Raw genomic sequence first — 23410 nt, 5'->3', positions numbered from 1 at the left:
GGAGAATCCCATGGCACGCTTCTTCATCGACCGACCCATCTTCGCGTGGGTCATCGCCATCATCATCATGCTCGCCGGCGGCCTGGCCCTGTTCAAGCTGCCGGTCTCGATGTATCCCAACGTCGCGCCGCCGGCGGTGGAAATCAGCGCGACCTATCCGGGCGCCTCGGCCAAGGTGGTCGAGGATTCGGTGACCCAGATCATCGAGCAGAACATGAAGGGCCTGGACGGGCTGATCTATTTCTCGTCCAACAGCTCCGCCAACGGCATGGCGACGATTACCCTGACCTTCGAGAGCGGGACCAACCCGGACATCGCCCAGGTGCAGGTGCAGAACAAGCTGCAGCTGGCGATGCCGCTGCTGCCGCAGGAAGTGCAGCGGCAGGGCATCAACGTGGCCAAGTCCAGCTCGGGCTTCCTCAACGTGCTGGCCTTCGTCTCCGAAGACGGCAGCATGGACGAGAACGACATCGCCGACTATGTCGGCTCCAATGTCGTCGACCAGCTCAGCCGCGTGCCGGGCGTCGGCAACATCCAGGTGTTCGGCGGCAAGTACGCCATGCGCATCTGGCTGGACCCGAACAAGCTGCACACCTACAACCTCTCGGTACCGGAGGTGGTCGCCGCGATCCGGGCACAGAACGCGCAGGTCGCCATCGGCCAGCTCGGCGGCGCGCCGGCGGTGAAGGGCCAGCAGCTCAACGCCACCATCAACGCGCAGTCGCGCCTGCAGACGCCCGAACAGTTCCGCGACATCGTCGTGCGCAGCGCGCAGGACGGATCGGAACTGCGCCTGAGCGACGTGGCCCGGGTCGAGCTGGGCGCCGAGTCCTACGACTTCATCACCCGCTACAACGGCCAGCCCGCCAGCGGTCTGGCGATCACCCTGGCCACCGGCGCCAACGCGCTGGACACCGCCGCCGGCGTGCAGAAGACCCTCGACGAACTCACCCCGTTCTTCCCGGCGGGCCTGAAGGCCGAGACGCCGTACGACACCACCCCGTTCGTGCGGGTGTCCATCAAGGGCGTGGTGAAGACCCTGCTCGAAGCGATCGTGCTGGTGTTCGTGGTGATGTACCTGTTCCTGCAGAACTTCCGCGCCACCCTGATTCCCACCATCGCCGTACCGGTGGTGCTGCTGGGTACCTTCGGCGTGCTGGCCGCGCTGGGCTTCTCGGTGAACATGCTGACGATGTTCGCGATGGTGCTGGCAATCGGCCTGCTGGTCGACGATGCCATCGTGGTGGTGGAGAACGTCGAGCGCATCATGTCCGAGGAGGGACTGTCGCCGCTGGAGGCCACCCGCAAGTCGATGGGCCAGATCACCGGCGCGCTGGTCGGCATCGGCCTGGTGCTGTCGGCGGTGTTCGTGCCGATGGCGTTCATGAGCGGCTCCACCGGCGTGATCTACCGCCAGTTCTCCGCCACCATCGTGTCGGCGATGGCATTGTCGGTGCTGGTCGCGATCGTGCTGACCCCGGCGCTGTGCGCGACCCTGCTCAAGCCGCTGAAGAAGGGCGAGCATCATGTCGCCCACCGCGGCCTGGCCGGTCGCTTCTTCAACGCATTCAACCGCGGCTTCGATCGTTCCAGCGAAAGCTACCAGCGCGGCGTGCGTGGCATCCTGGCGCGGCCGTGGCGCTTCATGGGCATCGTGCTGGGCATGTTCGTGCTGATGGGCGTGCTGTTCGTGCGCCTGCCCAGCGCGTTCCTGCCCAACGAGGACCAGGGCGTGCTGATGGCGCTGGTGCAGGCGCCGGTGGGCGCCACCCAGGAGCGCACGATGCAATCGATCCGGGCGTTGGAGAACCACTTCCTGGAGAACGAGAAGGGCGCGGTGGAGTCGGTGTTCTCGGTGCAGGGTTTCAGCTTCGCCGGCATGGGCCAGAACGCGGGCATGGCCTTCGTCAAGCTCAAGGATTGGGGCGAGCGCGGCGCCGAGGAGGGCGTGATGCCGGTGACCGGCCGTGCGATGGCCGCGCTCGGCGGGATCAAGGACGCTTTCATCTTCGCGTTCCCGCCGCCGGCGATTCCGGAACTGGGCACCGCCTCGGGTTACACCTTCTTCCTGAAGGACAACGGCGGGCAGGGCCACGAAGCCCTGCTGGCCGCGCGCAACCAATTGCTCGGCATGGCCGCCGAAAGCGGCAAGCTGGCCAACGTGCGTCCGAACGGACAGGAGGACACGCCGCAGTTCCGCATCGACATCGATGTGGCCAAGGCCAGCGCGCAGGGCCTGTCGATCGAGCAGATCAACAGCACCCTGGCGACCGCCTGGGGCAGCCAGTACATCGACGACTTCGTCGACCGCGGCCGGGTCAAGCGCGTGTTCGTGCAGGCCGACCAGCCGTTCCGCATGGTGCCGGAGGATTTCGATCTGTGGTCGGTGAAGAATGCAGAGGGCCGGATGGTGCCGTTCAGCGCGTTCGCCTCCAAGCACTGGGACTACGGCTCGCCGCGCCTGGAACGCTACAACGGCGTGTCGGCGATGGAAATCCAGGGTGAACCGGCGCCCGGCGTGGCCTCGGGCGACGCGATGGCCGAAATAGAACGCCTGGCCGCGCAATTGCCACCGGGCTTCGGCATCGAATGGACCGCGCTGTCGTACCAGGAGCGCCAGGCCGGCGCGCAGACGCCACTGCTGTACACGCTGTCGCTGATGATCGTGTTCCTGTGCCTGGCCGCGATGTACGAGAGCTGGAGCGTGCCGACCGCGGTGTTGCTGGTCGCGCCGCTGGGCATCCTCGGCGCGGTGCTGGCCAACACCTTCCGTGGCATGGAGCGCGACGTCTACTTCCAGGTGGCGATGCTGACCACGGTGGGCCTGACCAGCAAGAACGCCATCCTGATCGTGGAGTTCGCCAAGGAGAATCTGGAGCGGGGCATCGGCCTCATCGAAGCCACCATGAACGCGGTCCGCGATCGCCTGCGCCCGATCATCATGACTTCGCTGGCGTTCGGCCTTGGCGTGCTGCCGCTGGCCATCGCGGCGGGCGCGGGCTCCGGCGCACAGCGGGCGATCGGCACCGGCGTGCTCGGCGGCATGATCGTGGGCACCGTGCTGGGCGTGTTCTTCGTGCCGCTGTTCTTCGTGGTGGTGCAGCGCGTCTTCAGTCGCAAGAAGGCCGCCGCGAATGTCGGAAACGGGGAGATCCAGGGAGAAACCCATGCATAAGTATTCGACCGCCGGCCTGGCGCTGGCGATGATCCTGGTGCTGTCCGGCTGCGCGACGCTCGCGCCGCGCGGCAGCGAAGTGACCCCGTCGATTCCGTCGCAATGGCCGGCGTCGCTCGCGGCCGGCGATGCCTCGCCGGCCCGGGCCGTGGCCGATGTCGCCGACATCGGCTGGCGCGAGTTCTTCCCGGACCCGCGCCTGCAAACGCTGATCACCCAGTCGCTGGACAACAACCGCGACCTGCGCGTGGCCGCGTTGAACGTGGTGCGCGCCCGCGCGCAGTACCGCATCCAGCGCGCCGACCGCCTGCCTTCGTTCAACGTGCAGGGACAGATGACCCGCAGCGGCGGCGACGTCCCGGTCAGCGAACAGTTCAGCGCCAATCTCGGCATGGCCGAGTTCGAGCTGGATCTGTTCGGCCGCGTGCGCAACCTGAGCGATGCCGCGCTGCAGAAGTATTTCGCCGAGACCGAGAACCGGCGCGGGACGCAGCTGACGCTGGTGGCGGAAGTCGCCAACGCCTGGCTGACCCTGGGCGCGGATCGGGAACAACTGCGGATCGCCCAGGCCACCCTGGCCGCGCATGAGGACTCGTTGCGCCTGATCGAGGCACGCCACCAGCGCGGCGGTTCGTCCGCGCTCGACGTGAGCCAGGCCCGCACCCTGGTCGAAACCGCGCGCACCGACGTGGCGCGCTTCACCGGCCAGGTCGCGCAGGATCGCAACGCGCTGGTGCTGCTGGCGGGTGGCCCGGTCGAGGAAGATCTGCTGCCGCAGGACAATCTCGCCGACATCGCCGCACTGCGGCCGCTGCCGGCCGGCCTGCCGGGCGACGTGCTGCTGCGGCGCCCGGACGTGATGGCCGCCGAGCATGTGTTGCTGTCGGCGAACGCGAATGTCGGCGCCGCGCGTGCGGCGTTCTTTCCTTCCATCCAGCTGACCGGCGCCATCGGCTCGGCCTCGACCGAATTGTCCGGCCTGTTCGACGGCGGCACCCGCGCGTGGAGTTTCATCCCCCGGATCACCCTGCCGATCTTCCAGGGCGGGCGGCTGCGCGCGAACCTGGGCATGGCCACGGCCGATCAGGACATCGCGCTGGCCCAGTACGAAAAGGCGATCCAGTCCGGTTTTCGCGAAGTCGCCGACGCGCTGGCGCTGAGCGACAGCCTGGACGGGCAACTGGCCTCGCAGCGTGCGCTGGTGTCCGCCACCGAACAGGCCGAACGCCTGTCGCAGGCCCGCTACGACGCCGGCCTGGACAGCTTCCTCACCCTGCTCGACGCGCGCCGCGCCGCCTACGGTGCCCGCCAGACGCTGGTGAACACCCGGCTGGCCCAGCAATCCAATCAGGTCGCGCTGTACAAGGTGCTGGGTGGTGGCTGGCGCGAGGGTGGCTTGGCGCACATCCGACCGTAGCAGTGAGTCGAAAGCGGCCCGACAAGCGCCAGCCTGATCCTCCCGCGGAAGGCGTTCAGTAGCGCGCCGCGGTCAGCGGCGCATCCGCCCACTGCCAGGCCGCGGCTTGCCGGCGCGAAGTCTCGCGCGCGGCATCGGCCTGGCCGAGTTTGGCCTGCGCCTGTGCCAGGCCGAACAGCGACCAGCCATTATCGGGATAGGTCTTCAGATCCTGGCCGAAGGCTTCCGCGGCACCTTGGGCGTCGCCGGTTTCGAGCAGTGCGGCGCCCAGATAGAGCCGTGCCGGCAGTGGCCAGTCGGCAGGTTCGTTGTAGGCCAGGGCGTCCTCGGCGGCGACAGCCTCGCGCAACGCGGCGATGCCATCCGCCGTCTTGCCCTGTGCACGCAGCAGCTCCCCGCGCAGCAGGGCGTCAGCGACCCGCAACACGCCATCGGCGTGGTTGATGTCGAAGAAGCTCACCTTCGTCATTGCCGGATCGATAGCGAGCGCGTGCAGGGCATCGGCCTCGCGCACGGCATCGGCCGGCGCGCCCTTGCGCAGGTGCGCCATGCCGCGTGCGAAGTGCCGGATGGCGGCCAGGTAGGGCGGCTCCGGGGATGTGCTGGCGTCGGCCAGGATCGCATCCCAGTCACCAAAACGGACCCGCGTGAGCAGGGGCGTGGCCACGAACTGCTGCATGAACTCCATCGGCGCCTGTCCCATCGCGGCGCGATCCGCGCGACTGGCAGTCTGTTCCGCCGCCTGCAGCGCCAAGGTGCGGGATCCGGTCAGGCCCGTGGTCATGGTGGCGAAATGCCAGTTGTGCGGCACATAGCCCAACGGGTAGACGCCGTTGCTGCCGCGGCACACCGCCAGGAAATCCTTGTCCGCGGTGGTCGCGGCGAAATTGGTCAGGGTTGCATCGTGGTAGCGGCCGACGCGGATGTAGATGTGTGCGGGCATATGCACCAGGTGGCCCGAGCCGGGCGCCAGCGCGGCCAGCGCATCGGCGTAGCGTTCGGCACGCCGCGGCGCGGGCGAGGCTTCGACGGCATGGATGTAGTAGTGCATCGCGCCGATATGGCGCGGATTGCGCGCCAGCACCCGTTCCAGTTCGCCGAGCAGGCGCGGGGTGAATTCCGTGGGTGTGCCGTCGGTGTTCCAGTATGCCCAGGGCGACAGATCCATCAGCGCTTCCGCGTACAGGGTCGCCGCGTCGTCGTCGTCGGGAAACTGCGCGACCACCCGCGCCATCGCGTCGGCATAGGCGCGATCCAGCGGCTTGCGATCCTCCGGCGCCGGTTCGGCGTAACGTGCCTGCAGGGCCTGGATCAGCGCGCGATCGGCCGGGCGTGCCGAACCGGCGAGGTGCGCGGCGCGCGCGGTGAGGGCCGTGGCGTCCTTCGCCTGCTCGGGATCCATCGGCAGGTTGATGTTCGGCCCCAGCACCAGCGCCTGGCCCCACACGCACATCGCGCATTGCGGATCGAGCCGCGCCGCCTCGGCGAATGCGCGTCCGGCCGCCTCATGGTTGAAGCCGTAGGCCATGCGCAGACCCTGGTCGAAGTAGCGTTGCGCCGCGGGCACGCGGGTGGCCACGTCGCGATGCAGATCGCCGAAGGTGTCGAACAGGGGCAGGGCTGCGGAGGCGCGGGGCGCGGGCGCGGCCTCGCTGGCCGCCTCGCGGCTTGAATCGCAGCCGGCCAGCAACAGCGTCGCCAGCAGCGGCAGGAGCAAGGAACGACGGATCATCGCGGTCTCCCCAGGCGGTGTACAAGTCACCAACGGCGTCAGTGAGCCGAAAGCGGACAGGACAGCCAGGCAGGTCGAGGGAACCAGGAGAAGATGGGTTGCGCCAAGGGTGCTGCCAGAGTCCGCAGGCATTGCCACAGGCTGGGCGTTTGCGTCCGGTCGGCGTCCCTGCCGCCGAGGGCTGGGAGAAAATGGCGCGCCCGGAGGGATTCGAACCCCCGACCAATGGCTTCGGAAGCCACTACTCTATCCGGCTGAGCTACGGGCGCGCGGACGGCATAGCTTACCCGAAGCCGGCGCGCAGCCCAATGGGCGTTCTCAGAGCGCGTGAAATCCGGGGGATGGCATGGGCGGCGTGCGACTGCCCGCTGTCGCCGGGGCGGTAAGATCGGCCGATGGCCCCGCCGGCCAGGATGCAGGCGGGCGCCATCGCCTCCACCGACATGCGCCGAAGATGGGCTACGAACGTTTTGAAGCTTCCCCGACGCCGCGCTGGCGCGAGCGTCTGGGCCAATACTGGAAACTGACCCGCGGCGATCGGCCGATCGGCGTGCTGTTGCTGCTGTGGCCGACCTGGTGGGCGCTGTGGCTGGCGGCCGGCGGCACGCCGCCGTGGTGGATCCTGTTCGTGTTCACCGCTGGCGTCTGGCTCACCCGTTCGGCCGGTTGCGTGATCAACGACTACGCCGACCGCTGGCTGGATCCGCATGTCGAGCGCACCAAGGGGCGACCGCTGGCGACCGGCGCGGTGAGCGGTCGCGAGGCGTTGATGGTGTTCGCGGCGCTGATGATCGCCGCATTCGCGCTGGTGCTGACGATGAACGCGCTGACCATCGGCATGAGCGTCGTCGGGCTGTTCCTGGCGGCCAGCTATCCCTATCTCAAGCGCTACACGCATCTGCCGCAGGTGTACCTGGGCATGGCGTTCGGCTGGGGCATCCCGATGGCGTTCGCGGCCGTACAGGGCGAAGTGCCGCCGATTGGCTGGGTGCTGTATGGCGCGAACATCCTGTGGTCGACCGCCTACGACACCTGGTACGCGATGGTCGATCGCGACGACGACATCCGCATGGGTTCCAGATCCACCGCGATCCTGTTCGGCGATCTGGATCTGGTCATCCAGGGCGTGCTGTACGCGCTGGTGTTCCTGGCATTGGCGCTGGTCGGCCGACAGGCGGATCTGGGACTCTGGTACTGGGCCGGGCTGGGCGTGGCGGTCCTGCTGGTGGCCTACGAATTCCTCATCGCGCGCCACCGCGAGCGCGGGCCGTGTTTCCGCGCATTCCTGCACAACAATTGGGTGGGCGCGGCGGTGTTCGCGGGCATCGCGCTGCACTTCACGCTAGGCAGCGGCTAGGGCGACGCGCCGAAGGTGGGGTCACCGCCTCCGGCGCGCGCGGGCGGGATCAGCCCACGGATTGGAGGCGCTTGAGCCGGAACGCGACGATCAGCTGCAATACGCCGTAGATCAACGCACCCACGGCGATCCACACCGCGATGGTGATCATTCCGATGCCCGGCCGCGCCAGGAAAAGCACGCCCAGCAGCATCGCCAGCACGCCGCTGAGCGCCAGCAACCACTCGCCATTGATCAGCTTGCGTACCTGGATGGCGAACACGATGCGGGCGATGCCGGCGATGATCAGCCAGATGGACAGCAGCCACAGCATCGCTTCGGCCATCTGCGCCGGCTGGGTGATGGCCAGCACGCCGAAGCCGATGGATATCAATGCATAGAGAATCAGCAGCCAGTTCGGCAATGCGATGTCCTTGCGGAAAATGCTGAGCAGGCTGACGATGCCATCGGCCAGCGACAGCACGCCGAACGCCAGCACCAATGCCAGCACCGAGCGGCCGGGCCACAACAAGGTGACCACGCCGAATACCAGCGCCAGCACGCCATAGAGCAGGAACACCCACCAGCCACGTGCGGCATTCGCCAACAGATTGCTGCCCATTTCCTTCTCCTTTCCGGGAAAGCCGGGCCACGAATACGCCCGGTGCGGGAAGGCGTCAAGTCGTGGCTTCCGTCCCGCAGGGAAACTGTGGGCGGCCCGGTCCGGATCAGGGCTTGGCGCGATACGGCACGTAGGTTGCGCTGGCGAGCTTCCAGTGGCCGCCGTCGCGGCGGAATTCGAATACCGTGCGCAACTGCTTCTGCTGCTCGGCGCCCTGGATGCGCAGCTTCGCGGTGTTCAAGGCGATGAGTCGCGCGTGATCGCCGTCGACGTGGACCTGTGGTTCGCCCAGGCTCGCCGACACCGGCTCCACGCCCTTGGCCAGCATCTGTTCGCGGGCCTGCGGCGCATAGAAGCCCAGTACCTCGTCGCGCGTATCGACATCGCCCACCGGCGAGACCTCGACGTAGTCCGATGCCAGCACCCTGTCCAGCGCGGGAACGTCGAAACGGATCTGGGCATCGAGCACCGACTGGGCCAATGCGCGCAACGTGGCGTCGTCATCGGCGGCGAAGGCGGCGGTGGATGTCACGCACAGCGACAGGCCAAGCAACAGCGGGCGAACCTTCATGGAGGGAAACTCCCGGGGATGTCCCGCGGAATGTGCGCCACCGCGTGCGTCCGCGCACCTGCCGGAAGTCCGGTCACGGAACGCGCGCGCAGACCCAGGCATCGACCCGCGCGACCCCGGCTCGCCGCAGCGCGGTGGCGGCGGCATGCAGGGTCTGTCCGGTCGTCATCACGTCATCGACCAGGGCCACGTGGTCCGGCAGCTTCGCGGCGTCTGCCGCCTGGAAGGCCCCGCGCAGGTTGCGGCAACGCCCGTGGACATCCAATTCGGACTGCGGCGCGGTATTGCGAACCCGCCGCAGCGCCCCGGGCAGCAGCGGCAGATCCAGCCGCCGCGCCAGCGGCCGGGCCAGCTCCAGCGCCTGGTCATAGCCCCGTTGGCGCAGGCGATCGCGGTGCAGTGGCACCGGCACCAGCGCGTCCGGCCTGGGCTGTGCGGCCAGCGACGCGGCCATCAGCCCGGCCAGCAGTCGCCCCGCCGCCAGATCGCGGTGGAATTTCAGCCGGGGCAGCAGCCGGTCGAGCGGAGCCGCGTACAGGAATACCGCGTGGGTCGCTTCCAGCGGCGGTGGCCGACGCAGGCATTGGCCGCACCGGCCGGGTGTCGGCAGCGGCAGCGCGCAACGGTCGCAGGCGGTTTGGTTCCATGGAAGGGAATCGAGGCAGATGGGGCACAAATCAACGCCGTTGCCGCCATTTTCGCGGCAAACGAGGCAGCGAGGAGGAAGCAGGGCATGGCCCAGCGAGGTCAGCCAGTTGTCAACTTTCATCGCGTCCTTGCGGTTGACAGGGTGGGGCGGGATTTCCAGACTGACCGACTTTATCCCCGCGAGCCTGCGATGTCCGCTCACATTGAAACGCCCGAACTCCGCCATGACTGGCAGCGCGAAGAGCTGCTGGCCCTGTTCCACCTGCCCTTCCCGGAACTGTTGTTCCGGGCGGCGACGGTGCATCGCGCCCATTTCGACCCGGCCGAGGTGCAGGTCTCGACCCTGCTGTCGGTGAAGACCGGCGGTTGCCCGGAGGATTGCGCCTACTGTCCGCAGGCGCAGCGCTACGACACCGGCGTGAACGCGCAGAAGCTGATGGAAACCGATGAGGTGCTGGCCAGGGCGCGCCAGGCCAAGGCCGCCGGTGCCTCGCGGTTCTGCATGGGCGCGGCCTGGCGTTCGCCGAAGGATCGCGACATCCCGAAGGTCGCCGAGATGATCCGCGAGGTGAAAGCGCTGGGACTGGAGACCTGCGCGACCCTGGGCATGCTCAGCGGCCCGCAGGCCAGCGCGCTGAGGGACGCCGGGCTGGACTACTACAACCACAACCTGGATACCGCGCCGGAGTTCTACGGCGACATCATCCGCACGCGCGAATACCAGGATCGCCTGGACACCCTGGCGCACGTGCGCGATGCCGGCATGAAGACCTGCTGCGGCGGCATCGTCGGCATGGGCGAATCGCGCGACCAGCGCGCCGGCCTGCTGCAGGCGCTGGCCAACCTGCCGGCGCATCCGGATTCGGTGCCGATCAACCGGCTGGTGCAGGTGGCGGGTACGCCGCTGCACGGCACGGCGGAACTGGACCCGTTCGAGTTCGTGCGCACGATCGCGGTCGCGCGCATCGTGATGCCGCGTTCGATGGTGCGGCTGTCGGCGGGTCGCGAGGCGATGAGCGACGAGTTGCAGGCGCTGTGCTTCAGCGCTGGCGCCAACTCGATCTTCTACGGCGAGAAACTGCTGACCACCGGCAACCCCGATACGGAGCGCGACCTTGCCCTGTTTGCCCGGCTGGGCCTGCGGCCGATGGCGGTACAGGTGGAAAATTTTGACGGCAGTCACAGAAGTAATGTTACCGGCGGCGCTACGGTGCACGCCGACATCACCGCGCCGGCCGCCTGCTGCGACCACGCGGCGTAGTCGGTTGTGCTCAGGGGGAATCTGGCAGACAGGCACGGCGCCGCAACGGCGTCGTCGGCGTGCGTCGTGTTTCCGGCCGTGCGGCGCAATTGAGGAAATCCCTTCGCCGTTCCGATGCCAGGCTGCCGTCCGCCATGACCCGTCCCGATCTGCTTGAACGCGTCCAGAACCAGCGCAAGCTCCGCGCCGCGCAGGGACGCTCGCGCGTGCGCCGTACCGTCACCCGCCGCGACGGCGTGCGGGTGGAGGTCAATGGCCGCTGGCTGACCGAATTCGCCGGCAACGACTATCTGGGCCTGTCGCGGCAGTTCGAGGTGCAGAGCGCACTGCAGGATGCGGCCGGCCGCGAAGGCGCGGGCGCCGGTGCTTCCCATCTGATCACCGGGCATCACCTCGCCCACGAGGCACTGGAACAGGACGTCGCCGACTGGCTGGGCTATCCGCGCGGATTGCTGTTCGGCAGCGGCTTCCTGGCCAACCTCGCCGTCCAGCAGGCCTTGTTGGAGGATGGTGACGTGTGCGTGCAGGACCGGCTCAACCACGCCAGCCTGATCGACGCGACCCGCCTGGCGGGCTGCAAGCTGCGCCGCTACCCGCACCTGGATCCGGAAGGCGCGATGCGCCAGCTGCGGCAGGCGCCGGAAGGCGCGGCGATGCTGGTTACCGATGGCGTCTTCAGCATGGATGGCGATGTCGCACCGCTGCGCGCATTGAGTTTGGTGGCGCGGATGCAGCAGGCCCTGCTGTACGTGGACGACGCGCACGGCGTGGGCGTGCGCGGCCCGGATGGGCGCGGCAGCGTCGCCGAGGCGCGGATGGGCGTGGACGAGGTGCCGCTGCAACTGGTGACGCTGGGCAAGGCGCTGGGCGGCTACGGCGCGGTGGTGGTGGGCAGCGAAACGTTGATCCAGCACCTCGCGGAAACCGCGCGACCGTACATCTACACCACGGCGCTGCCGCCGGCGCTGGCCGCCGCCGCCCGGGTGGCGGTGCGGCATGCGCGCCGGGATCACTGGCGCCGGGAGAAGCTGCAAGGCCTGGTGGACCGTTTCCGCACCGCCGCGCAGGGGCGCGGGCTGGAGCTGATGGCTTCGGACACGCCGATCCAGCCGGTGCTGTGCGGCAACGAGGCCAATGCGCTGGCACTGTCCTCGGCGCTGGAAAGCGCCGGCTTCTGGGTGCCGGCGATCCGGCCGCCGACCGTGCCGGAAGGCAAGGCGCGCTTGCGTGTCACCCTGTCGGCGCTGCACGCGCCGCAGGACGTGGACCAACTGGTCGATGTGCTGGCGCGTTCGTGGGAAGCGGTGCGCCGCATCCGCAACGTCGGCACCTGAACCCGCGGTGGCCGCCCGCGCGGCCGCCGTTCCCGAATCGGCGACAATGGGCGCCGTCTTTTCCCGTCGGTTGCGCCGGCGGCTTCCAGCTCCGTAACGCATGCATATCGAAGTCGTGGGCCACGGCCCTTCGCTGGTTCTGATTCATGGCTGGGCCCTGCACGGCGGCGTGTTCGCGCCGCTGGTCGAACGCCTGGCGGATCGCTGCACCCTGCATCTGGTCGATCTGCCGGGCCACGGCCACAGCCGGGAGTCGGCCACGCCGCTGGAACTGCAGGCATGCGCGACGGAAATCCTCGCGCGCACGCCGCCGGCGATCTGGCTGGGCTGGTCGCTGGGTGGCTTGTTCGCGATGCAGGCGGCGGTATCGTCGCCGCAGGTGCTGGGGCTGGCGCTGATCGCCGCGACCCCGCGCTTCGTGCGTGACGCGGACTGGCCGCACGCGGTCGAGTCCACGGTGTTCCACCAGTTCGGCGAGGAACTGCGGCGCGACTATCGCGGCACGCTGGAACGCTTCCTGGCGCTGGACACGATCGGTTCCGAACATGCGCGCGAGGAACTGCGCACGCTCAAGCAGACCTTGTACGCGCGCGGCGAGCCCGCGCCGGAAGCGTTGCAGCAGGGCCTGCGGTTGCTCGAACAGGTTGATCTGCGCGACGCGCTCGCCGGCCTGGCGATGCCCAGCCTGTGGATCTCCGGCCGCCGCGACCGGCTGGTGCCGGCGGCGGGCATGCGCGACGCCGCGGCGCTGGCGCCGTGGGGCCTGCACGTGGACATCGCCGGTGGCGGGCATGCGCCCTTCCTCGGCCATGCCGATCAGGTCGCCCGCGAGTTGATCGACTTCCTCTCCGCCGTCGGCCACGCGTCCGCCGGCTCCAGGACATGACCCGTCCAGGTCATTCCCCGCACCCGATTACAATCCGAAGATGAGTTCCCAGTTCGATCACCGCCACATCCGTCGCGCCTTCTCGCGCTCGGCCGCCGGCTACGACGCCGTCGCCGTGCTCCAGCACGAAGTCGAGAAACGCCTGCTGGAATCGCTGGACTATCTGGGCGAGCGCGCGCCGAAGCTGGCGGTCGACGTGGGCAGTGGGCCGGGCCATGCCGCCGCGGCGATGCACAAGCGCTGGCCGAAGGCGCAGGTGGTGGCACTGGACCTGGCGCTGCCGATGCTGCGCGAGGCGAAGAAGCAGGCGGGCTGGTGGAAACCTTTCGCGCGCGTATGCGCCGACGCGCGCGCGCTGCCGCTGGCCGAGGGCAGCGTCGACGTGCTGTTCTCCAACCTGTGCCTGCAATGGGTGGAGGATCTGCCGGCGGTGTTCGCCGGATTCCGCCGCGTGCTCAGGCCGGGCGGGTTGCTGTTGTGCTCGACGTTCGGTCCGGATACGTTGCAGGAACTGCGCGACGCCTTCGCCCACGCCGACGACACGCCGCACGTCAGCCGCTTCACCCCGATCGCGCAGTTCGGTGACGCCTTGATGATGTCGGGCTTCCGCGATCCGGTGCTGGATCGGGATCGCTTCACCCTGACCTACGCGGACCTGCCGGCGTTGATGCGCGAACTGCGCGCGATGGGCGCGACCAACGCGATGAGTGCGCGCCGCCACACCCTGACCGGCCGCCGCCGCTTCGCCGCCGCCAGCGCGGCGTACGAACCGCTGCGTGGCGCCGACGGCAAGTTGCCCAGCACCTGGGAAGTCATCTACGCCCATGCTTGGGCACCGGAACCCGGAGCGCCGATCCGCGGGCAGGGCGAGGAAATCGCCAGCGTGCCGGTGTCGCGGATTCCGATCCGCCGTCGCGGGGAGTAGCGCTGGCGGATTGCGCCCACGGTGTCGGGTGAGGCGCGTGGCGGATGCCTCATGCACGGCATGGAGATGCGGAGCCTTCCCTGATCCCGCGCAAATCCCCGTCGCCCGCTGGAGCGGGCGCCCGCCCCCTTTTTCGCTTTCAACAGCCGAATGGCTGATCAAGGGGGCTCTCCAAGATTGCGTCCGAACCGACGCACCCCCCGTTCCTCCCCCTTCGCAGAAGGGGGACCGAGGGGGATTTGCTGTTCGCTCTCGCCGAAACCAGCCGCGTACTACCGGCTCACCTGCGCTATCCAGTCCTGCAGGTTGTAGTAATTGGTGACCCGGGCAATCCGGTCATCGCGGATATCGAAGAACGCGCCGCCGGGCAGCACGTAGGCCTGTCCCTTGGCCGGCGGCAGGCCTTCGTCGGTGTTGAGGTATTCGCCGTGCACCACGTACTCGGCGGCCGCGCGATCGCCATCCAGCGAAGCAAGTACCACGATGTCGCGCAACTTCTCGCGGTAGCTGGCGTTCATCCGGCCCAGGAACGCCGCGAAGGCTTCGCGTCCGGTTTCGCGCGCGCCCTGGTTGAGATCGTGCACGACATCGTCGGCAAGCAGCGCCAGCATGCCGTCCCAGTCGCCCCGGTTGAAGGCCGCGTAGTAAGTCAGCACCAGTTCGGTGGCGCGATCCTGCCTGCGGTTGCCGTCGATCTTCATGGGCGTGGCCTCGTCCGGAGCAAACCCGGATGATACTCCCGGCATGCGTCCACGGCGCTCATCGTGATTGCGGCAGCCGATCGCGGTGGAAGAAGTACACCTCGGCCAGCAGGAAACGCCAGCGGGTGGTGAAGCTGCGGAAGCGGGTGGTCGGCGTGGGCGATCCCAGCGCGTCGATGCCCTGTTCGTGGCTGATGCGCAAAGCGCGCGCCATGTGCAGCGGATCGCTGACCACGATCGCGCTGCGCAGATCATGGGTCTGCATCAGCGCCGCGGCCTGGCGCAGGTTCTCGTGGGTATTGCGGGACACCGATTCGATCAGGATGGCCCTGGCCGGCACGCCCTGGCGGATGGCGTAGCGGCGACCGACCTGCGATTCGGAAAAACGCGCACCGGAGCCGCCGTAGCCGCCGGTGAAGATCAGGGTCCTGGCCATGCCCCGCTTGTACAGATCGATGCCGTGGCGGATGCGCTCTTCGAACACCGGAGAAGGCTTGGCGTCGTAGGCGGCCGCGCCCAGCACGATGATGGCGTCGGCCGGGGCGGCCTGATCGCGCTGGCCCACCCAGCTGATGTAGCCGGCCACGCCGGCCAGCCACAGCAGCAGCAACATCAGCAGGCGCCACGTCCAGCCCCAGAATCCCCTGCGCCGCTTGCGGCGCGCCCCGCCCATGCTCACGCCGGCCCCCAGGGCAGGGCGTCGAGATCGACATTGCCGCCGGACAACACCAGCCCGACCCGTTGCCCGGCGAAGCGTCCGCGATGTTTCAGCAGCGCCGCCAAGACCAGCGCCGAGGAGGGTTCGACGACCAGCTTGAGACACTGCCAGAGCAGGCGCATCGCCGAGATCGTTTCCGCATCGTCGGCCACCAGCACCTGCACCCCGTGCTGGCGCAGGGCGGCGAAATTGGGTTCGCCGACGAGGGTGCGCAGGCCATCGCAGATGGTGTCCGGCGTGAAAGCGTCCACGCGCCGACCGGCCACCAGCGAGCGCGCGGTGTCGTCGGCGCCGGTCGGTTCGGCCGCATAGATCCGGCAATCCGGTGCGACCCGCGCGGTGGCGATCGCGGTGCCGGTGCTCAGGCCGCCGCCGCCCACCGGCGTCATCACCGCGTCGAACGCGCCGTGGCTGTTGTGCAATTCCAGGATGGCGGTGCCCTGCCCCGCAATCACCGCCGGATGGGTGAACGGATGGATCAGCTGTGCGCCGGTTTCGGCCTGCACCCGCGCGCAGGCCGCCTCGCGCGCGGCCTGGGTGGGCGCGCAGCGATGGATGGTCGCGCCATAGCGCTGGATGGAAGCCAGCTTGGCGGCCACGGCGCCCTCGGGCACGACCACGTGGCAGGGGATGCCGCGGGTGCGCGCGGCCAGCGCGAGGGCGCCGCCGTGGTTGCCGGAAGAATGGGTGACCACACCGCGCCGGGCGTCGGCTTCGGGCAGCGACCACACGGCATTGCAGGCGCCGCGGAACTTGAACGCGCCGCTGCGCTGCAACGGTTCGGCCTTGAAGAACAGGGAGCAGCCGGCCAGTTCGTCGAGTTCGCGCGAGTGCAGGACCGGCGTGGTGTGGGCGTGGGGCGCGATGCGCGCGGCGGCGGCCAGGATGTCGTCGAACGTGGGCAGGGTGTGCGGCATGGCAACAGGTTAACGCACCGCCCGGCCCGGCTGGATGGGGGGAACGGGCAACGGCAGGTAAAGCCCCCGGCCCGCGATGGCCAGGGTTAAGCACGGATTCAATCCGCCGGCCCGATGCTGGCAGTCGCTGGAAAAGCCAGGGGCCGCACATGAAACCAAGACTGCTGATCATCGCTGCGCTCGCCGCGGCCGCACTGAGCGGTTGCGCGACGTACGACCATGTCGGCGCCAGCGCGGCCGGAGGCTATTACCAGGGCCGCCCGGTGGTCCGTTATTACGACGCCTACGGCTATCCGGTGTACGGCGGCTATTACGGCGGTTACTACAACCGGCCCTCCTACTACGGCCGTCAGCCGTATTACGGCTACTACGGTCCGTACTACCCCTATTACCCGCCGCCGGTGCATCGTCCGCGTCCGGGCCATGACCACGGCGGCTACCGGCCGCCGCCGGGCAGCGGTCCGGGCGGCAACCGTCCGGCGCCCTGGCGCGATCCGACCCGGGGCGCCTGGCGCGAGCACGGCCAGCAGCCGGCGGTCCCGGGCCAGCCGCCCCGACGGGTGAGTCCCGGCATGCCGCCGAGGGTCTCGCCAGGGGCTCCGCCCCGAGTCTCGCCGGGCGCGCCGTCGCGGCCGCAGTCGATGCCGCGCAGCATCAACGAGCGTCCGGCCGGGGCGCCGCGAATCCAGCCCCGCGGCGGACGGGTCCGGGTCATCGAGAACTGATCCAGGGGGGCAGGCCGCCGGCCGTCGGGCCGTTGGAACCGAAGTTGACCGGTTGCGTCGCTTTCTGACGTCACAGGCGATAAAGGTTCCATGTCGACGTCCGGTGGGGAGTTCTGGATCCCCCCTGTTCCGGTCCCTGCCGGGCGTCGGCGCCCCTTTAAACCCGGCTCCGGCCGGGTTTTTCATTGGCCGACGCGGTATCCTTCGCGCACAAAAAAGGGCCGGCAGTCCCCCGACTACCGGCCCCCGGCATCCCCGCTGTGCGCATGGCTGGCCCCTGTTCCAATCCCAGCCCACGCCCCTGTCGCTTGCCACATCGGGTGCCACGGGTATTTCGCAGGAAGCGTGCCAATCCGGCACCACCCGGCCCGGCGACTCCACCGCGAACGCCGGCCTCCCAGGCTGAACACGAACCATGAACCACGATTTCTACCGCTACGACGTCATCATCATCGGCGGCGGGCACGCCGGCACCGAGGCCGCGCTTGCCGCGGCCCGCGCCGGCGCGCGCACGCTGTTGCTGACCCACAACGTCGAAACCGTCGGCGCGATGAGCTGCAATCCGGCCATCGGCGGCATCGGCAAGGGTCACCTGGTCAAGGAAATCGACGCGCTGGGCGGGGTGATGGCATGGGCCGCCGACCGTGCCGGCATCCAGTGGCGCACCCTCAACGCGTCCAAGGGTCCGGCGGTGCGGGCGACGCGCTGCCAGGCCGACCGCGCGCTGTACCGTCGCGCCATCCGCAGCGCGGTGGAGGCCCAGCCCAATCTGACCGTGTTCCAGGCGGCGGTGGATGATTTGATCATCGAGAACGAAAGCGTGCGGGGTGCGGTCACCCAGACCGGGCTGCGTTTCCATGCACCCGCGGTGGTGCTGACCGCCGGCACCTTCCTGGCCGGCAAGATCCACGTCGGCGAGACCCAGTACGCCGCCGGCCGCGCCGGCGACCCGCCGGCCACCGCGCTGGCGCACAAGCTGCGCGAAGGCCGCTTCGTCGTCGATCGGCTGAAGACCGGCACGCCGCCGCGCATCGATGGCCGCACGCTGGACTACGCGGTGATGGAGGAACAGCCGGGTGACGATCCGATGCCGGTGATGTCCTTCATCGGCGACGTCGCCGATCATCCCGCGCAGGTGTCGTGCTGGATCACCCACACCAGCGAGCGCACCCACGAGATCATCCGCAACGCGCTGCACCGCTCACCGCTGTACACCGGCCAGATCGAGGGCATCGGTCCGCGCTACTGCCCGTCCATCGAAGACAAGGTGGTGCGTTTCGCCGAGAAGGCCAGCCACCAGATCTTCGTCGAGCCGGAGGGCCTGGACGTCGTGGAGATCTACCCCAACGGTATTTCCACCTCGCTGCCGTTCGACGTGCAGCTGGATCTGGTGCGCAGCATCCGCGGCTTCGAGCAGGCCCACATCACCCGGGCCGGTTATGCCATCGAATACGACTTCTTCGACCCGCGCGGGCTGAAGTCCTCGCTGGAGACCAAGGCCGTCGCCGGCCTGTTCTTCGCCGGCCAGATCAACGGCACCACCGGTTACGAGGAAGCCGCCGCGCAGGGCCTGATCGCCGGCCTCAATGCCGCCCGTTTCGTGCAGCAGCGGGAGGCGTGGTCGCCGCGCCGCGACGAAGCCTATATCGGCGTGCTGATCGACGATCTGATCACCCACGGCACTAACGAGCCCTACCGCATGTTCACCAGCCGCGCCGAATACCGGCTGCAGCTGCGCGAGGACAACGCCGACCAGCGGCTGACCGGCGTCGGCCGCGAACTGGGCCTGGTCGACGACGCGCGCTGGGCGCGCTTCAGCGCCAAGCAGGAAGCGGTCGAGCGCGAGACCGCGCGCCTGCGCGCGCTGTGGGCCACGCCGAACAACGCGCTGGGGCGCGAGCTGGAAGCGGTGCTGGGCGTGGCGGTGAGCCGCGAGACCAACGCGCTGGATCTGATCAAGCGTCCCGAACTGGACTACGCCAAGCTGATGCGGGTACCCGCGCTGGGGCCGGCGGTCGACGACGCCAAGGTCGCCGAGCAAGTGGAAATCGGCGTCAAGTACGCCGGATACCTGGACCGCCAGCGCGAGGAAATCGAACGCCAGCAGCGCAACGAGTCCACCCCGATTCCGGCCGGTTTCGACTTCGCCGGCGTGCACGGCCTGTCCGCCGAGGTGCAGCAGAAACTGGCGCGCGTGCAGCCGCAGACCGTCGGCCAGGCCCAGCGCATCCCCGGCATGACCCCCGCCGCGATCTCGCTGCTGCTGGTGCATCTCACCCGCGCGCGGCGCGCGCAGGTGGCGTGACGCGGGCAGGGCAGGCGCTTCTGCCTGCCGCGCCGATGCTTTCGCCGGCGCGGCACCACAAGCCGGCTTACTCCGCCGGCAGCCCCATTTCCTTCAGCAGGTGCGGGGCCGCGTAGACCTTGGACATCAACCAGCGCATGTAGCGCATGTCCACGTGCACGGCGCGCTTGTAGCGCGGATCGAACATCCAGCTGGCGCTGACCGACTCCCAGTTGCTGTCGAAGTTCAGGCCGATCAGCTGGCCGCGCGCGTTGAGCACGGGAGAGCCCGAGTTGCCGCCGGTGGTGTCCAGGTTGGTCAGGAAGTTGACCGTCTGGGTCTTCAGCGCGGGATCGGCGGTGCTGCCGAAGTCGCCCTTGGCGATCGCCGCCAGCAGTGGCTTGGGCGCATCGAACGGTACCGTGTCGGTGTTCTTCTCGACGATGCCGGCCACGGTGGTCACCGGCGAGTAGGTGACGCTGTCGCGCGGATGCAGCGATTCCACCTTGCCGTAGCTGACCCGCAGGGTGCTGTTGGCGTCCGGGTAGACCGAACGTCCCTGGCTGCGGTACCAGCCGGTCAGCGCCTGCATGTAGGCCGGGCGCAGGCGCAGCAGATCGCCGTCGCGCTGCTTGCGCTCGTTCTCGATGCGCAGCAGCGCCGGCTGCAACTGCGCGGCGAGCGCCAGCAACGGATCGGTCGAGCCGGTGATCGCGGCCGGTTCCGCTTTCAGCAGGCCGACGCGGGTTGCTTCCTCACCCAGCGCGGTGCCGCCGTAGACACGCGCGAGGGTGGCTTCCAGGCTGGCGGCGTCGCGACCGAAGGCCGCGTCGAATTCCGGCAGGCGCTGCGCATCGGGCAGCTTCTGGTAGCGGCCGACCAGCTCGGTCAGGAAGGCGCGCTCCATGCCGGCGTCGTAGCGGCGCTGGACCTGCTTCAACTGGCCCTCGATGAGGGCGAGGTCGCGATCCTGGTAGCCGCCTTCGCGATCCGCGTCGGCCTTGCCGCGTTCCAGCGCCAGCCGCTGCAGGGTAATCGCGCTGCGCAGCAGCTGGGTGCGGCCGTCGATCATGCCGACCAGCATGTCGCGCTCGCGCATGGCGCTGGCCTGGTCGAGCAGCGCCTGCGCCTGATCGATGCGCGCGCGCGTCGACGTGGCGTCGCCGCCCGACTTCGCCAGCCACGCATACATCGCCTTCTCGGCGTCGGCGCGGACCTGGATGGCGTTGCTGCGGCGCAGGCCTTCCAGTTCACCGCTGAAGCGCTTGCTGCTGTTCTTCAGGCCGGACAGCTGGCTGGCGTACTTCACGCCGGCTTCCGGATCCGCCTTGCCGCGCTGCTGGACGATGCCGATCAGCGCGTCCAGCACTTCGACGTTGGCCGGCAGGCCCCATTCGATGCGCTCCTTGAATTCGCTGGCGAAGCGGTGGCGGTAGGTGATGCCGGGATAGCCGGCGAGCATCGCGAAATCGCCTTCCTTCGGGCCATCGAGCGCGACCTGCAGGTGCGCGGGTGCGCGGTAGGGCACGTTGTCCGGGCTGTACGCCGCCGGCTTGCCATCCTTGCCGACGTAGGCGCGCAGCAGGGTGAAGTCGCCGGTATGGCGCGGCCACATGAAGTTGTCGATCTCGTCGCCGTAGTTGCCGATCGCGCGTGGCGGTGCGTACACGAGGCGGATATCGCGCAGTTCCAGCTGCTTGATACGGTAGAAATCGGCGCCGTAGTACATGGTGGCGACGCTGCAGCGCATGCCCGCCTCGCGCTCGCACTCGCTGACGATGCGCTTGTTGGCGCGATCCACCGCGTCGTAGTACTCGCGACCGGTCTTGCCGGCGGCATCGCGCATCACGTCATCGGTCACGCGATCGAAACCGACGGTCACCAACACCCGGTAGTCGGGATTGGCCGGAAGCTCGGCGGCGCGATCGCCGGCGATGTAGCCCTGATCGATCAGGTTCTTCTCCGGCCTGGAGTTGTACTGGATCACGCCGTAGGCGACGTGGTGGTTGGTCAGCACCAGGCCATCGGCAGAGACGAACGCGCCGGTGGCGCCGCCGACCTTGACCACCGCGTTGAGCGGCGGCCGGGTCAGGTCGGCCAGCGCGGCCGGATCGCCCTCGAAACCCGCCTGGCGCAGCGGCGCGGCCAGCTGCGGCAGCTGCGAGGGCATCCACATGCCCTCGTTGGCCTGCGCGGGCAGGGCCAGGGCGATGCCCAGGGCCAGGGCGGTGAAGGGCGTGCGTGCGCTCATGGGCGGGAATCCTCGGAAAAGACAGCCTGCGACGATAGCGGCCCGCGCCGCGCGGGGCAATTGCGATCGCCGCATGGGCGCCTCAGTCCGCGGCGAGCACCACCGGCTGGCCGATGAACTCCCCGTAGCGTCTGGCGGCCCGCGCGAGCGCAGGCCGGTCCGCCTTGCGCAGGGGCCGCAATGGCGTCAGCGAGAGCGTGGCGCCCTGCCGGTCCAGCGTGCGCTTCCACAGTGCGTTGACGCGGCCGTCGACGATCAGGCTGGGGTTGACCAGCCCGTTGATGCCGACCACCTGCCGGTTGTGCGCGGCGTCCAGCGCGGCGCTGCGGTCCTTGTAGCCGACCAGGTATTCGTCGAACGGCGGCAGCAGGTGCACCGCCGGGACCGCTCGCGCGGGCGCCGACGGCGATTCGGTGAACCAATGCCGGACGCCGTCGTAATCATGGTGCGAAAGGGTCGATTTTGCGCCATCCACCGCCGCCTGTGCATCGCGCACGGTCAGGCCCGACCACCAGGCCAGATCGTGCACGGTGGCCGGACCGTGTCCGGCAAAGTAGCGCCGCGCCAGTTCCGCCAGCGCCGCATCGCGGTCGAGGATCGCGGTGCGTGGAATCCATTCGTCCAGCAGCACGAACGTCGGCTGCTTGCCCTCGCGTGGCCCCTGGCAGATCAGGCCCTCATGGGCGAGTCGACCCAGGATGTGCAGGCCGCGTTGCCCTTCGGTGTCGACTTTCCGTTCGGCCAATGCTTCGTAGAGCGCGCCACGGGTCAGCTGCCTGCCGCCTTCGAGCAGTCGCGTGACCACCTCGGCACAGCGGCCCGTCGTGTGCGCATCCAGGCCGAACTCGCGCTCCTGGCGCGCACGGTCGCGGTCGAGTGCACGAACCGCCATGAGCGATAGCATCCAGCGTGCATCCTCCGGCGCCACCAGGTGCAGCGTCCCGCGCATCGGCCAGGTGCGCACGATGCGGCGCTCGGCGATGGCGCGTTCGACATCGACCTCGCGCGCACCTGCCGTCCGCAGGCCGACTGCCCACAGTGACCCGTAGTAGTCCTGTGCCTGTACCGCCAGCAGGTGGCGGACAGTGTCGGCTGGGTCGTCGCCCAGCGGCGTGCTGATGCCTTGCCGGTGAAGCCGCCATCCGGCTACCGAGGGAAGGTGTTCCATCTCAGCGCTTGAGCTCGAAGACCGCCCGGACGTTCTCGCGGTATTCCACGGTGGGCTGGACGTAGCGCCCGGATGCGCTGCTTCCGGTGACGGTGACTGCGTCCAGCATTCGACCCCGGTATCCGAACTCCACCTGCGAGGTGACACTGTCGATGCTGTAGATGGGGCCGAGTGCAGCACCGAACGCTACGGAAGTGTCACGTGCCTGCGCATGCGCATTCTGGATGGCCTTGCGCTTGGCCTCGGCGCGAAACTCGGCCGCACGCGAGGACTCGAACTGAAGGTTGCGGAAATTCGTGGCACCCGCAGCGAGTCCCGTGTCAATCAGATCATTGAGCTGGTCGATCCGCGTCAGCAGCACGGTGACGGTCCGGCTGGCCTCGTAACCATTGGAAACCCGCTTTCCGGAGTCGGTGTAGTCCACATCCTCGGAAGCCTGCAGGCTTCCCGCCTCGATGTCCCCGTCCGCGATGCCGAAGCGGGAAAGCGCTTCAAGCAACCGGTTGACCCCCTGGTCCACGGCCTTTTTGGCGGGGAGCGGCTGCGCGGCACGGGATTCGAATTGGAAACTCAGGCGAGCACTGTCGGGTTTGGCGGTGACCTCGCCTGCGCCCGACACCACGATGTGCGGTGTGTCGGGAAGCGGAGTACCGGCGAAGGTGGGAGCGGCGAGGATGAACAACAGGGCAAGAAAAACCTGACGCATGAAATCTCCCTTTCCAGCGAAGTGGATGAACCC

19 protein-coding genes and 1 tRNA gene are annotated in these 23410 nt (G+C 68.8%); 9 read left to right on the top strand and 11 right to left on the bottom strand.

Annotated elements, in window-relative coordinates:
• Window positions 1-10 precede the first annotated feature (10 nt).
• Both smeE and IB228_RS09235 read left to right on the top strand, forming a co-directional pair.
• Window positions 11-3175 (top strand): multidrug efflux RND transporter permease subunit SmeE, encoded by a 3165-nt coding sequence (gene smeE, locus IB228_RS09240; RefSeq protein WP_192198179.1) that lies wholly within the window; start codon window positions 11-13, stop codon window positions 3173-3175.
• Entirely contained in the window at window positions 3168-4592 is a 1425-nt protein-coding gene (locus tag IB228_RS09235) for an efflux transporter outer membrane subunit (RefSeq protein ID WP_192198178.1), read from the top strand. Before smeE ends, IB228_RS09235 begins: the two co-directional genes overlap by 8 nt.
• 55 nt (window positions 4593-4647) lie before the next feature.
• Here IB228_RS09235 and IB228_RS09230 read toward each other — a convergent pair whose 3' ends face one another.
• Window positions 4648-6324, bottom strand: coding sequence for a tetratricopeptide repeat protein (locus IB228_RS09230; RefSeq protein ID WP_192198177.1), 1677 nt, complete (start codon window positions 6322-6324; stop codon window positions 4648-4650).
• Between the two features lie 192 nt (window positions 6325-6516).
• Window positions 6517-6593, bottom strand: a tRNA-Arg gene (locus tag IB228_RS09225).
• 185 nt (window positions 6594-6778) lie between these two features.
• On the opposite strand from IB228_RS09225, the gene ubiA reads away from it, so the two are divergent.
• Entirely contained in the window at window positions 6779-7681 is a 903-nt protein-coding gene (gene ubiA / locus IB228_RS09220; protein ID WP_192198176.1) for a 4-hydroxybenzoate octaprenyltransferase, read from the top strand.
• A gap of 49 nt (window positions 7682-7730) precedes the next feature.
• Here ubiA and IB228_RS09215 read toward each other — a convergent pair whose 3' ends face one another.
• The 3 genes from IB228_RS09215 to IB228_RS09205 form a co-directional block, all read right to left on the bottom strand.
• Window positions 7731-8282 (bottom strand): HdeD family acid-resistance protein, encoded by a 552-nt coding sequence (locus IB228_RS09215; protein WP_192198175.1) that lies wholly within the window; start codon window positions 8280-8282, stop codon window positions 7731-7733.
• A gap of 106 nt (window positions 8283-8388) precedes the next feature.
• Window positions 8389-8853: a nuclear transport factor 2 family protein gene (locus tag IB228_RS09210; RefSeq protein ID WP_192198174.1), complete on the bottom strand. Its 465-nt coding sequence runs from the start codon at window positions 8851-8853 to the stop codon at window positions 8389-8391.
• Between the two features lie 73 nt (window positions 8854-8926).
• Window positions 8927-9622 (bottom strand): ComF family protein, encoded by a 696-nt coding sequence (locus tag IB228_RS09205; protein WP_183640142.1) that lies wholly within the window; start codon window positions 9620-9622, stop codon window positions 8927-8929.
• A 69-nt stretch (window positions 9623-9691) separates the two neighbouring features.
• On the opposite strand from IB228_RS09205, the gene bioB reads away from it, so the two are divergent.
• From bioB to bioC, 4 genes are all read left to right on the top strand, one after another.
• Window positions 9692-10762: a biotin synthase BioB gene (bioB, locus tag IB228_RS09200; protein ID WP_192198173.1), complete on the top strand. Its 1071-nt coding sequence runs from the start codon at window positions 9692-9694 to the stop codon at window positions 10760-10762.
• 134 nt (window positions 10763-10896) lie between these two features.
• Window positions 10897-12096 carry an 8-amino-7-oxononanoate synthase gene (bioF, locus tag IB228_RS09195; protein WP_183640147.1) on the top strand — a complete coding sequence of 400 codons (1200 nt, stop codon included), beginning with the start codon at window positions 10897-10899 and terminating at the stop codon, window positions 12094-12096.
• A gap of 100 nt (window positions 12097-12196) precedes the next feature.
• The gene (gene bioH, locus IB228_RS09190; RefSeq protein WP_192198172.1) at window positions 12197-12982 is read left to right on the top strand and encodes a pimeloyl-ACP methyl ester esterase BioH; all 786 of its coding nucleotides are present in this window, start codon (window positions 12197-12199) and stop codon (window positions 12980-12982) included.
• Window positions 12983-13022: 40 nt separating this feature from the next.
• A complete protein-coding gene (gene bioC, locus IB228_RS09185) occupies window positions 13023-13907 on the top strand; it encodes a malonyl-ACP O-methyltransferase BioC (protein WP_183640153.1) in 885 nt (294 codons plus the stop codon).
• Between the two features lie 272 nt (window positions 13908-14179).
• Here bioC and IB228_RS09180 read toward each other — a convergent pair whose 3' ends face one another.
• Genes IB228_RS09180 through IB228_RS09170 form a run of 3 tightly spaced genes read right to left on the bottom strand, consistent with a single transcriptional unit; the run spans window position 14180 to window position 16243 of the window.
• Complete coding sequence (locus IB228_RS09180) at window positions 14180-14608, bottom strand: ketosteroid isomerase-related protein (RefSeq protein WP_183640155.1); 429 nt, start codon at window positions 14606-14608, stop codon at window positions 14180-14182.
• Between the two features lie 58 nt (window positions 14609-14666).
• Entirely contained in the window at window positions 14667-15299 is a 633-nt protein-coding gene (locus tag IB228_RS09175) for a YdcF family protein (RefSeq protein ID WP_183641350.1), read from the bottom strand.
• Window positions 15284-16243 (bottom strand): pyridoxal-phosphate dependent enzyme, encoded by a 960-nt coding sequence (locus IB228_RS09170; RefSeq protein WP_183640158.1) that lies wholly within the window; start codon window positions 16241-16243, stop codon window positions 15284-15286. The genes IB228_RS09175 and IB228_RS09170 overlap by 16 nt, the downstream gene beginning before the upstream one ends.
• A 149-nt stretch (window positions 16244-16392) precedes the next feature.
• Here IB228_RS09170 and IB228_RS09165 point away from each other — a divergent pair, with 149 nt between their 5' ends.
• Window positions 16393-16968 (top strand): hypothetical protein, encoded by a 576-nt coding sequence (locus IB228_RS09165; protein WP_181444180.1) that lies wholly within the window; start codon window positions 16393-16395, stop codon window positions 16966-16968.
• Window positions 16969-17383: 415 nt separating this feature from the next.
• On the top strand, window positions 17384-19273 hold the full coding sequence (gene mnmG, locus IB228_RS09160; RefSeq protein ID WP_183640161.1) for a tRNA uridine-5-carboxymethylaminomethyl(34) synthesis enzyme MnmG: 1890 nt from the start codon (window positions 17384-17386) through the stop codon (window positions 19271-19273).
• A gap of 67 nt (window positions 19274-19340) precedes the next feature.
• Here mnmG and IB228_RS09155 read toward each other — a convergent pair whose 3' ends face one another.
• The 3 genes from IB228_RS09155 to IB228_RS09145 all read right to left on the bottom strand — a co-directional run bounded on the left by IB228_RS09155 (window position 19341) and on the right by IB228_RS09145 (window position 23377).
• Complete coding sequence (locus tag IB228_RS09155; protein WP_192198171.1) at window positions 19341-21503, bottom strand: S46 family peptidase; 2163 nt, start codon at window positions 21501-21503, stop codon at window positions 19341-19343.
• 82 nt (window positions 21504-21585) lie between these two features.
• Window positions 21586-22671, bottom strand: a complete 1086-nt coding sequence (locus IB228_RS09150; RefSeq protein WP_192198170.1) for a winged helix DNA-binding domain-containing protein — start codon at window positions 22669-22671, stop codon at window positions 21586-21588.
• 1 nt (window position 22672) lies between these two features.
• Window positions 22673-23377: an SIMPL domain-containing protein gene (locus tag IB228_RS09145; protein WP_192198169.1), complete on the bottom strand. Its 705-nt coding sequence runs from the start codon at window positions 23375-23377 to the stop codon at window positions 22673-22675.
• Between the last annotated feature and the right edge of the window lie 33 nt (window positions 23378-23410).

The organism is Pseudoxanthomonas sp. PXM04, from assembly GCF_014851695.1.
GTDB lineage: Bacteria > Pseudomonadota > Gammaproteobacteria > Xanthomonadales > Xanthomonadaceae > Pseudoxanthomonas_A > Pseudoxanthomonas_A beigongshangi.
Note: the sequence above shows the minus strand (reverse complement) of the source record. Positions and strands in the feature narration are given on the sequence as shown.